The organism is Pseudanabaena sp. FACHB-1998, from assembly GCF_014696355.1.
GTDB lineage: Bacteria > Cyanobacteriota > Cyanobacteriia > Pseudanabaenales > Pseudanabaenaceae > Pseudanabaena.
Genome location: NZ_JACJQA010000027.1, coordinates 268,692 through 279,058 on the forward strand (window position 1 = coordinate 268,692; position 10,367 = coordinate 279,058).

The following is a 10,367-nucleotide window of genomic DNA, read 5'->3' on the forward strand; positions in this document are numbered from 1 at the left end:
GCCCTAAATTAGGGTGATTGAGATAAACTGATGCATAGCCGCGTGAAGCTTAAAAATTTACAAAAAAAATATTGTCACTAATGTCTAATGTCCATCCCTTTATCCGCCTAACTCGATATGCCCGTAATTATCGCTCTCAGATTTGGACGGCTACTACCTGCTCAATTCTCAATAAATTCTTTGACCTTGCGCCGCCAGTACTGATCGGTGCAGCGATCGACCTTGTACTCCAAAAAGAGAACTTTTGGGCTAATCCCTTGGGAGTGCAGGGATTACCAGCGCAGTTATTTGTTTTATCAGCGATCAGTGGCGTGATTTGGGGATTGGAATCCATTTTTGAATATGCCTATGCGCTGCAATGGCGCAACCTCGCCCAGACTGTACAGCATGACTTGCGCCTTGACACCTATCAACATTTGCAAGAATTAGAACTTGCTTTTTTTGAAGAGCGCAGTTCGGGCGGATTGATGTCGATTTTGAGTGATGATGTTAATCAATTGGAACGCTTTTTGGATGGGGGAGCCAATGAAGTAATTCAGGTAACGGCAACGGTTCTATTAATCGGTGGAGCTTTCTTTGCAATTACGCCAAATGTGGCTTGGTTAGCCCTATCGCCGATGCCCTTTATTTTGTGGGGTTCTGTTTGGTTTCAAAAATTTCTCGCGCCTCGCTATGCGGAAGTACGCGAGAAAGTGGGTTTACTCAATGGTCAACTCTCCAATAATATCGGCGGAATTACCACCATTAAGGCTTTTGTGACGGAAGATTATGAGAGAAAGCGCATTGAAAAAGAAAGTAATCGCTATCGCCAAAGTAATCGCCATGCGATCGCCTATAGTGCTGCCTTCGTTCCGTTAATTCGGATTTTGATTTTTATCGGTTTTATTGCGATTTTGTATTACGGAGGATTGGAAGTGCAAGCCCAAAGGCTATCCGTTGGCAACTATTCCGTCATGGTCTATTTAATTCAGCGCTTGCTCTGGCCCCTGACCCGCTTGGGAGAAACCCTCGATCAATACCAAAGGGCGATGGCTTCCACTAATCGCATTCTCGATTTATTGGATACCCCGATCGCTATTCATTCAGGTTCCAAAGTTCTGCCAGCATCGGCACAGGGAGAAATCCAACTAAAAGCCGTAACCTTTGGTTATAACCTTAAATTTCCGATTGTCGAAAATCTTTCCTTAGAAATTGCTGCTAATAAGACTACGGCGATCGTAGGCGCGACGGGTTCAGGAAAAAGCACTTTAGTTAAGCTTCTATTGCGATTGTATGAAATTCAGTCAGGAAATATTTTTCTAGATGGCATTGAGATTCGGGATTTAGAATTGCGATCGCTACGTTCGGTAATTGGTTGGGTAAGTCAGGATGTTTTCCTATTTCATGGCTCCGTATTAGAAAATATTGCCTACGGCTCCTTTGATGCTACTGCCGAGCAAATCGTGGAAGCCGCCCAAATCGCCGAAGCCCATGAATTCATTCAATCTCTTCCTGATGGCTACGATACGATTGTGGGTGAGCGGGGTCAAAAGTTGTCTGGTGGTCAAAGACAAAGGATTGCGATCGCCCGTGCGGTGTTGCGGAATCCGCCAATTTTGATTCTTGATGAGGCAACTTCCGCAGTGGATAATGAGACAGAAGCCGCGATTCAAAAATCCCTCGAGCGCATTACGAAAAATCGCACCACGATCGCGATCGCCCATCGACTTTCCACCATTCGCAATGCTGATCGCATTTATGTCATGGAAAGTGGCAAAGTCGTAGAGACAGGTAACCATGATCAATTAGTAGCCCTAAACGGAATTTATACAGGACTCTGGAATCTGCAAACAGGTCAAACTCACGAGACTTAGGATTTTCAAAAAGTGTTGCGAGGCAACACTTTTTGAAGATCTCTGGGGGGCTTGCTTAGCAAGGTTTCTAATTCTCATCGCAAAGCGCTGTATAATGAAAATGTCATCTACACGCCTAACGCCGTGCCTTTCTTTCGTCAGTACATCGCCCCAATTATCATTTTTGCAATCTTTTTATTCACACTTGTTCTAGTTAGCTCCCGTGCTTTCCTGCCAAGCGATATGGTTGCACCTGCACCGATTGGTGTATTTTTTATCTCCTAGCACCAAAGCCCCATGACTGAAATTACTTGGCAGCGCAAGCATGTCATCTCGCTTGCGGACTTTACGCCAAACGATTATGAAACGGTCGTCCAGACTGCCGTTAGCTTTTTAGAAGTTCTATCTCGCCGCAACAAAAAAGTCCCAACCTTGCAGAGCAAAGTTGTCGCTAATTTGTTTTTTGAATCTTCGACCCGTACTCGCAATAGTTTTGAGCTTGCCGCCAAGCGTTTATCGGCGGATACGCTCAATTTTGCTCCCGGCACTTCTTCTCTTTCCAAAGGCGAAACCATTCTCGATACGGCGAGAACCTTTTTGGCAATGGGAACAGACATTATGGTGATTCGCCATCAATCGGCAGGTGTGCCTCTGGCGATCGCCAAAGATATGGATGCCCTCAGTGGTAAAGTCGCGATTCTCAATGCTGGCGATGGCAAGCATGAGCATCCCTCCCAAGCCCTGCTAGACCTGTTAACGCTTTGTATGCATCTCAATCCTAAAGCCCCTGCGGCGAAGGATCTGAAGGGCAAAAAAATTGCGATCGTGGGTGATATTTTGCATTCCCGTGTAGCGCGATCGAATCTTTGGAGTTTATTAACCAATGGTGCAGAAGTTCATCTTGCGGCTCCCCCCACATTGCTACCACCAGAATTTGCTGAATATGGTGCAAAAATCCATTATTCCCTCGAACCCGCCCTTGAGGATGCCGATTTTGTGATGACCTTGCGTTTGCAAATGGAAAGGATGGGACAATTTTTAATCCCTAGTTTGCGCGAATATCATGCCAAGTATGGAATTACGCGCGATCGCCTTGCTAAATGCGCGCCCAATGTCCAAGTTTTGCATCCCGGCCCCGTTAATCGTGGTGTCGAAATTAGCTCTGATTTAATGGATGATCCACGGCTAAGCTTGATTGACAAACAGGTAACTAATGGGGTTGCCATTAGGATGAGTTTGCTTTATTTATTAGGAACAGCAATTTAAGTCTGAAACCAAAGAAATTTTTTAAATGAGTTGCAAAGCAACTCATTTAAAAAATTTCTTGATTTGTTTTTAGTTAGCTGGCGCGACTGCTTTAGCCGCATCGCGATCTAGCGGCAGAATCAAGGGGGTATTTTGACCACTGCCCAAAATTACGATTTTGGAATTAGGCGATAGAGATAACTTCTCGGTTGCCTCGATCGCCCGTAATTGTAAAACCGCAGGAGTTAAACCCTCCGCTAATATCTTCTGGGCATCAGCCGCACCTTTTGCCTCAATCCGCTTGCGCTCCGCTTCTTGAGTTTCTTTCTCAAGCACAAATTTCATTTGGAGATTTTCTTGCTCAGACTTTAATCTTTGCTGAATTGCCGCCTGCAAAGTCTCAGGTACTTTCACATTCCGCAACAGAGCTTCATCGACAATAAAGCCAAGGGGCGCAAGTTGCGATCGAAGCTTGTCGGCAAGCTTGAGGCTAATCTCTTCGCGCTTGGTGGCATACACAGCTTCCGCAGGATAGCCCGCCACAATTTCCCGTGAGATTGAGCGAAATCTAGAGATGACGATTTCTCTTTCTTCTAGCCCGATATTGGTATAGACACTCGCTGCCTTAGCAGGATCGAGGCGATACTGAACGCTAATATCTATGCCTAGTGCTAAGCCTTCTTTAGATGTAGCCGCAATTTCTTCTTTAACATCACGTAGTCGAGTTGAGAACTGGATTACATCCGCAAATGGATTAATACCATGAATTCCCGCAGGTAAAGTTCGCTCGCTGACTTTACCCTGAAAATCTTCTACGCCCACACTCCCCGCAGGAATTACTACTAATAAGCGACTAATTGCATTAAGGGACGCAACTAAGGCAATTAGTCCTGCGATCGCTTTGATGGTTATTTGAGCGATACGATTATCAACAAGGCGGTTACTGTTAAAAAATACCAATATCGAGACTAATGAAGCGATCGTCGAAACGATAAACGACATTCTATGTATTTCCTGTAATTAAACCTTAATTATTACTAAAGTTTACTGCATAAAAGTTAAGCTGTGTTTAAACCGAAATTACAATAAGCTACCAAAATCAAGGTGTCGCTTTGCGACACCTTGATTTTTATCTAAAGGGCATTGCATAGAGCAAGCCACCTTGTTTCCACGGACGATTTAAGCCACGAGGAATATCGAGGGGAGCTAGATTGCGACTATAAATATCGCCGTAATTACCGACTTGCTTGAGGATCTGCGTAGTCCAGTCGGGCGCAAGCCCCAACTCAATTCCCAAGGAATCTGATGTACCTAAAAATCTTGATACTTCAGGATTTTTCGTATCTTTAAAGACTGCATAATTGTCTGTACCAATTCCCAATTCTTCAGCATAAAAAGTGGCATAAATCACCCAAGAAATCACATCCCGCCAGCGATCGTCATTGCCAATGATCGCTGGGCTAAGGGGTTCTTTAGAAAAACTCACATCTAAAATTTTGTGATCAGCAGGACGGGGGAGTTTACTGCGCCATGCGGCTAGCTGTGATTTTTCCGAAGATACGCCCTCACATTCTCCCTTGGCATAGGCATTCAAAACGCCATCAAGATCGAGCAGAATGATTGGCTCAATTTCTACATTTGCTTCCTTAAAAGCTGCCTCCAAATTAGAGGCATTAATTCCTGTTTCCACACAAATCTTTTTGTTAGCTAAGTCCTTTAGGGCGATCGCCAATTCGTCATTGGATTTAGAGGCTTGCTTATCAGATTTCGCATCTTTGTCTTTGCTGTCGGACTTGGATGGATCGTTAGAGCTGGTAGGGTTAGGAGGAGAAGCCGATGGCGAAGGACTAGCTGATGGTGAAGAACTGGGGGAACTAGGGGGTGAATTATTAGGAGAACTATTGGGGGAAGGAGAAGCCGTGGGTTTAGCTCCAATCCTTAACATGATTCCCTGTCCATCAAAAAAAGTAGTAGGCGCAAAGGAGATATTCGGCGTAACATCACGGCTCAAGGTGCGGGTAGTATTGCGTAGCAAAATATCAACTTCCCCCGTTTGTAGAGCCGTAAAGCGATCCTTGGCAAGCAAAGGCTTAAACTCGATCGCCTTGGCATCCCCCAAGACTGCGGCAGCGATCGCTCGGCAATAGTCCACATCCAGCCCACTCCATGTGCCTTTTTCGTCTACATAGCTAAATCCTAGTAACTTGCCATTAACCCCGCAAATCAATTTTCCGCGAGCTTTCACCCTCTCTAAAATACTTTCAGGTTCTTTGGTTGGGGCGATCGCAGAGGTAGGAGTAGGGGGTGCGGTGACCGTAGGAGCGGGTGCTGGTTTGTCCTGACATCCCGATAACAACGCAACAGTCAGGCTAAGAAAAAAGCACCATTGCCTCATGGGTGTCCTTTTGCCTAGCTTGCGAGGATAAATTTCTGGGTCAGATTTGAATGAATAGAATAAATGCTTGGGCGTTAAGCTCATGTATTTAATAATTTCTAGCGCGATCGATATTATAAGTAGGTTGTTTGCAGCTTACCTTGATTCCATCAAGTTATACCAAATCACGAAAGTATGCCAACACTTTTGTGATTTAAAAATTGTGATTTAAAAATCAAACCCAGTAAGGTTTTTTAAATAAAGAAGGGGCGTAGCCCTTTCTTTATTGGGTATTACAGCGCTTTGCGTTCAAATCCAAACCGATAAAACCTTTAAAAGCTTTGCTTTGCAAGACTTTTAAAGGTTTTATCGGTTTGTTAAATTGGAAAGTGCGATATCTTCGATAGTAGAAGTCATTTTTTGATAATGCCACACCTTTAATTAATAACTAAGTTAATAACTAGCTTTGATATCTACCCAAGTACTACCGCCACTCTTAGCCCCGCTAGCCCAAATTCCCCTTTGGCAATGGCTTACTGAACCCCTCGCGTTGGAATTTATGCGAAATGCCTTGATTGCAGGTGGTTTAGCAGGAATCGTTTGTCCCGCGATCGGTTGCTTTTTGATCGTGCAGCGTATGGCTTTGCTAGGGGATGTGATGACCCATACGGTGATGCCAGGGATGGCGATCGCTTTTTTTTATAAAATTGATGTTGGGATTGGAGCCTTTATTTCAGGGCTGGGTAGTGCCTTTTTAATCGCATGGTTGCGATCGCAGACTCGCGTTAAAGTGGATGCCGCGATGGCGCTTACTTCTTCGAGTTTCTTCGCGATCGGGATTTTATTAATTTCTCTACTCAAAATCAAGATTGATCTGCATGGATTCTTATTTGGCGATATTCTCAGCGTTTCGGCAACCGATACAATTCGTGCGGCGGTAATTACAGGAATTGTCTTAACGGCGATCGCCATGTTTTATAAACACCTCCTGTTTTACACCTTTGATCGCACAGGCGCACAAGCGTTAGGACTACCTGTGAATTTAATTTACTTAGGATTAATGGCAGGTGTGACACTGACCATCATCGCCAGTATGCAAACGATGGGCGTAGTCTTAGTGGTATCTCTGTTAGTGGGACCCGCAATTACTGCCTATTTATTAGTCAAGGAACTACATCACATGATCTTCGTAGGGGCAGGATTGGGCGTTTTCGCCAGTGCGATCGGGCTATATGCTAGTTACTACTTAAATTTGCCCTCAGGGCCCGCGATCGTGGTTTCAGTTCTCCTTTTATTTCTCCTAACCCTTGTCTTTAGTCCTAGTCAAGGCTTATTAACTCGCAAATAAGAAGCTCACCCAAAAAGTTAGTAACTTATGTCAACTCTTTTGGTTTTTTATGGATGATTTTTAGATAGCTGTGCTAGCATCTGTTTGAGGTTCGTTGGATATTAATGGCAAAAGTCCTTGTACTAAACGCATCGTATGAGCCGCTGAACATTACAAATTGGCAGCGAGCTATTGTGTTGGTCTTAAAAGGTAAAGCCGAACAAATCGAACATAATGGCAAAATGATCTATCCGGGAATGCCATTACCCAGCGTCATCCGAATGCTGCAATATATAAGTATTCCCTACAAAGAGATTCCCCTCACCCGCCGAAATATTCTGCACCGAGATGTCCATTCCTGTCAGTACTGTGGGCATACGGGAGATGACCTAACCCTCGATCATGTGTTGCCGCGATCGCGTGGTGGTGGTGATAGTTGGGACAATATTATTACCGCCTGTGTGCGATGCAACGTCAAAAAAGGCAACCGTACTCCCAAAGAAGCAGGAATGCCTCTCCGCAAACAACCCCGTCGCCCCCATAGTGGTTTGCATTTTGAAGTAACCAAATATCTGCGATCGGGCAACCACGATGAATGGCAAAAATACATTATTAACTAAAAAGAATTGGCTCTTAGTGAGCCAATTCTTTTTAGTTAACGCAACTGGGTAGCCCGAGTTTTGTAATTGCCTATTCCCTCTTCAAAATATAAGACTCGCATTGCGAGTCTTATAAACTTAATAGCGATGGTTGCGACGAGAGTTATTTCTTACTGGTATAGGAATTAACTCAGGTTGTGGCTGACTTTGTCCCAAAAGGGATTCCAAAACGCGATTTAGAATTTCGCCGATCTCTTTCAGAGCTTTCTTGATCGCTTTCACTATGCTTGGCTCCCTATCATCATCTAGGTTTATTTACCCAATCATAACAAATCTTTTTCTAAACAAATCTAAAGCTGAGCTTACAGTTGCCTTTCTAATCCAATTTCTTCCTCTAGACGGACTAAAACGCAACTCGATCGCCTCAACTTTGCCTTCAGGATCGGCGATCCCCACATACACTAAGCCGACGGGTTTTGTTTCAGTGCCACCTGCGGGCCCCGCGATCCCTGTAATGCTAATAGCCCAGTCTGATTTAAGTTTTGTCTTGATCCCCCTAGCCATCTGTTCGGCAACGATCGCACTAACTGCGCCATGTTGTTCAAGGACTGGGCGATCGACATTTAGTAAATCAATCTTGACCTCATTGCTATAGCTAATCACACCACCAAGGAAATAACTAGAGCTACCTGATATTTCGGTGAGGGTTTCACCTAGCCATCCGCCCGTGCAGGATTCGGCAACCGCAAGGGTTTGTCCGCGTTCTTGCAAAAGTTGCCCTGCAACCGAGGCGAGGGTGTCATCATCTGTGCCGTAGCAAAATTCGCCAGTAAGCTCACGGATCTCCGCTTCGACGGGGGCAATTAAGGCGATCGCCTCCTCTTGACTATTGGCTCTAGCGGTGATCCTGAGACGCGCCTGACCATAGTTGGCGTAGGGTGCGACCGTCGGATTTTGGAGATCAAATAGGTGATTAACTTTGGTCGCAAGGGTGGACTCGGCTATGCCCCAATACAATAAAACTTTGGAATGAAAAGTCCCTTTTCCGTAATTTCGCGCCTGTAGCAAAGGCGATGCAGTTTGCTCCCACATCGGATAAAGCTCACTGGGTACACCCGGAAAAGTCAAAATCAATAAATTTGGCTGTGGCTCCCAGATCATCCCCGGAGCCGTGCCTATAGGATTATGTAAAATCTCTGCCCCCTTAGGTAGTAATGCTTGCTTACGGTTGTTGGCGGTCAATGTACGCCCCGTTTGCGCGGCCATCTGCTGAATCCGTTCCCAGATTTCAGGACGCTCTTCGAGGGGTGCGTCAAAGAAATTAGCGATCGCCTCAGTGGTGAGATCATCTGGGGTGGGGCCCAGTCCACCCGTAGTAATAATTAAGTTAGAGCGACTAGCGGCGATCGCCAGCGCTTGGTGTATGCGATCGGGATTATCACCGACAACGGTTTGATAAAAATGCGGCACTCCCAATAGGGCTAATTGCTGAGCTAAGTATTGGGCATTGCTATTAAGAATCTCGCCCAGCAATAACTCAGTCCCAATGCAAAGAATTTCTGTGCCAACTTTCATAAACTTATTCTCTCTAATACCCAAAACCAAAATACAGTTGCGGCGCAAAGTATTGCAACTGTATTTTGGTTTTAAACAAAATAAAAGGGGTGCTATGCACCCCTTTTATTTTAGTTATTAACTTCTCGCCGCTTGGGCTTTTCAACATTGATTCGAGGACGCTCAACCTGTGATTGCTGATCCTCTGAATATTCAGAGCTGTGATGATGGTGATCATCATTACTCAAATGCGGGGTAGGATCAAAAACTTCAAATCTAGCGCTATGACCAGCTTCTTGAGCCGCAGTCATAACCACTGTCCGAACTGCTTGAATCGTCCGTCCCCCTTTACCAAAAATTCGCCCTCGATCTTCTGGATCGAAAGCAACTCTGATCCAGACGCGATCGCTTTTGCTATTTGACTCAAAGTCTACCCGCAAGGCATCTGGATGAGTCAGTAATGGCTTCAGCAAAAAACTAATTAGGGCGTTGTAGTCAGGCATTTTAGTCAGGCATTGCGGCGGTTAGGCACAAATTTTAGTGGCGGTAATTATGAGAATTACGCTGGATTTACTTTACTAAATTAAGCACTAACGAGATCGAATACCTTAGCTTTTTCGAGGATGCGACGTACTGTATCAGTAGGTTGAGCACCTTTTTTGATGCGATCGACGATCGCAGGTACATCTAATTGGGTTTCTTTGGTGCGTGGGTTATAGAAACCGAGTTCAGCGAGGGGACGACCATCGCGACGGCTGGTGCTATTTACGGCAACGATGCGATAGCTGGCTTCAAACTTTTTGCCAAATCGCTTTAATCTCAACTTCATCATGGGTTTATGGCTCTAATTTCTGCGTGATTCGGTTCAATATTTTAGCAGAATTATTAGCATAGCATTATGAGAATCGGTCTGAAAAGTATTTGATTTTTGATTTTTGGCAAAAGCGCTAATAAGTATAATTACTTAAAATAATTACTTAAAAAATGTGGGGCGAAATCGATGCTGAATGATATTCCTTTAGGGCAAATTGATTTGTCGCTTTAGTACAAGCAGAATTTACGCACTTTATCAAAGCGATATCGAAATATTCGTTCGGATACTCAAGCTGTGTTTGAGTAAATGTACTTCTGTTAACTGTCTAATCAAAGAGCGATCGCGATGGCATCAGCTCTGTCGAAATTTTGAATATTTTGGCTCCTATACTTCTTTAGAAACCAGTGTCCTAGTTAATACACTTATCGAAGCTGGAATTAGAGAAGATATGGTTACACAGTTGGCAACAAGCGATCGCCTATAATACCCACCAGATAGCTAGGACACATTTGGGGTTAGCTAATGCTACAAATCGATCTCAAACATCTGCCCACCAGTGACGAATTACCCGATTCTGACGATACGCCTGTGGATAACGAAGACCAAAATTTTTTACCAAATT

Annotated in this window: 10 protein-coding genes; 5 read left to right on the forward strand and 5 right to left on the reverse strand. The window is 44.5% G+C overall.

Going from position 1 to position 10,367, the window contains the following annotated elements; genetic code table 11:
* The first annotated feature begins 80 nt into the window (after nucleotides 1–80).
* Together H6F42_RS11465 and H6F42_RS11470 are read left to right on the forward strand one after the other, a co-directional pair.
* Nucleotides 81–1,853 carry an ABC transporter ATP-binding protein gene (locus H6F42_RS11465; protein ID WP_190399480.1) on the forward strand — a complete coding sequence of 591 codons (1,773 nt, stop codon included), beginning with the start codon at nucleotides 81–83 and terminating at the stop codon, nucleotides 1,851–1,853.
* Nucleotides 1,854–2,129: 276 nt separating this feature from the next.
* Nucleotides 2,130–3,098 (forward strand): aspartate carbamoyltransferase catalytic subunit, encoded by a 969-nt coding sequence (locus H6F42_RS11470; RefSeq protein WP_190399481.1) that lies wholly within the window; start codon nucleotides 2,130–2,132, stop codon nucleotides 3,096–3,098.
* 69 nt (nucleotides 3,099–3,167) lie between these two features.
* Here the strand turns inward: H6F42_RS11470 and H6F42_RS11475 are convergent, their stop codons facing one another.
* Both H6F42_RS11475 and H6F42_RS11480 read right to left on the reverse strand, forming a co-directional pair.
* Nucleotides 3,168–4,079: a prohibitin family protein gene (locus H6F42_RS11475; protein ID WP_190399482.1), complete on the reverse strand. Its 912-nt coding sequence runs from the start codon at nucleotides 4,077–4,079 to the stop codon at nucleotides 3,168–3,170.
* Nucleotides 4,080–4,206: 127 nt separating this feature from the next.
* A complete protein-coding gene (locus H6F42_RS11480) occupies nucleotides 4,207–5,556 on the reverse strand; it encodes an amino acid ABC transporter substrate-binding protein (RefSeq protein ID WP_190399483.1) in 1,350 nt (449 codons plus the stop codon).
* A 454-nt stretch (nucleotides 5,557–6,010) separates the two neighbouring features.
* Between H6F42_RS11480 and H6F42_RS11485 the strand changes: the two genes are divergently transcribed.
* Together H6F42_RS11485 and H6F42_RS11490 are read left to right on the forward strand one after the other, a co-directional pair.
* Nucleotides 6,011–6,799: a metal ABC transporter permease gene (locus tag H6F42_RS11485; RefSeq protein ID WP_190399484.1), complete on the forward strand. Its 789-nt coding sequence runs from the start codon at nucleotides 6,011–6,013 to the stop codon at nucleotides 6,797–6,799.
* A gap of 104 nt (nucleotides 6,800–6,903) precedes the next feature.
* Nucleotides 6,904–7,398: an HNH endonuclease gene (locus H6F42_RS11490; protein ID WP_190399485.1), complete on the forward strand. Its 495-nt coding sequence runs from the start codon at nucleotides 6,904–6,906 to the stop codon at nucleotides 7,396–7,398.
* A 294-nt stretch (nucleotides 7,399–7,692) separates the two neighbouring features.
* Here the strand turns inward: H6F42_RS11490 and H6F42_RS11495 are convergent, their stop codons facing one another.
* The 3 genes from H6F42_RS11495 to rpsP form a co-directional block, all read right to left on the reverse strand.
* Nucleotides 7,693–8,952 carry a competence/damage-inducible protein A gene (locus H6F42_RS11495; RefSeq protein ID WP_190399486.1) on the reverse strand — a complete coding sequence of 420 codons (1,260 nt, stop codon included), beginning with the start codon at nucleotides 8,950–8,952 and terminating at the stop codon, nucleotides 7,693–7,695.
* A gap of 110 nt (nucleotides 8,953–9,062) precedes the next feature.
* Complete coding sequence (locus tag H6F42_RS11500; protein WP_190399487.1) at nucleotides 9,063–9,434, reverse strand: KH domain-containing protein; 372 nt, start codon at nucleotides 9,432–9,434, stop codon at nucleotides 9,063–9,065.
* 80 nt (nucleotides 9,435–9,514) lie between these two features.
* Nucleotides 9,515–9,763 (reverse strand): 30S ribosomal protein S16, encoded by a 249-nt coding sequence (gene rpsP / locus H6F42_RS11505; RefSeq protein WP_190399488.1) that lies wholly within the window; start codon nucleotides 9,761–9,763, stop codon nucleotides 9,515–9,517.
* Nucleotides 9,764–10,043: 280 nt separating this feature from the next.
* Here rpsP and H6F42_RS11510 point away from each other — a divergent pair, with 280 nt between their 5' ends.
* The gene (locus H6F42_RS11510; RefSeq protein WP_190399489.1) at nucleotides 10,044–10,229 is read left to right on the forward strand and encodes a hypothetical protein; all 186 of its coding nucleotides are present in this window, start codon (nucleotides 10,044–10,046) and stop codon (nucleotides 10,227–10,229) included.
* Nucleotides 10,230–10,367 lie beyond the last annotated feature (138 nt).

What these genes read in the sequence shown, in the direction of transcription:
- H6F42_RS11495 (WP_190399486.1), bottom strand. Translation starts at nt 8,952, where the DNA reads ATGAAAGTTGGCACAGAAATTCTTTGCATTGGGACTGAGTTATTGCTG.
- H6F42_RS11470 (WP_190399481.1), top strand. Translation starts at nt 2,130, where the DNA reads ATGACTGAAATTACTTGGCAGCGCAAGCATGTCATCTCGCTTGCGGAC.
- rpsP (WP_190399488.1), bottom strand. Translation starts at nt 9,763, where the DNA reads ATGATGAAGTTGAGATTAAAGCGATTTGGCAAAAAGTTTGAAGCCAGC.
- H6F42_RS11480 (WP_190399483.1), bottom strand. Translation starts at nt 5,556, where the DNA reads ATGAGCTTAACGCCCAAGCATTTATTCTATTCATTCAAATCTGACCCA.
- H6F42_RS11485 (WP_190399484.1), top strand. Translation starts at nt 6,011, where the DNA reads ATGCGAAATGCCTTGATTGCAGGTGGTTTAGCAGGAATCGTTTGTCCC.
- H6F42_RS11490 (WP_190399485.1), top strand. Translation starts at nt 6,904, where the DNA reads ATGGCAAAAGTCCTTGTACTAAACGCATCGTATGAGCCGCTGAACATT.
- H6F42_RS11475 (WP_190399482.1), bottom strand. Translation starts at nt 4,079, where the DNA reads ATGTCGTTTATCGTTTCGACGATCGCTTCATTAGTCTCGATATTGGTA.
- H6F42_RS11500 (WP_190399487.1), bottom strand. Translation starts at nt 9,434, where the DNA reads ATGCCTGACTACAACGCCCTAATTAGTTTTTTGCTGAAGCCATTACTG.
- H6F42_RS11465 (WP_190399480.1), top strand. Translation starts at nt 81, where the DNA reads ATGTCTAATGTCCATCCCTTTATCCGCCTAACTCGATATGCCCGTAAT.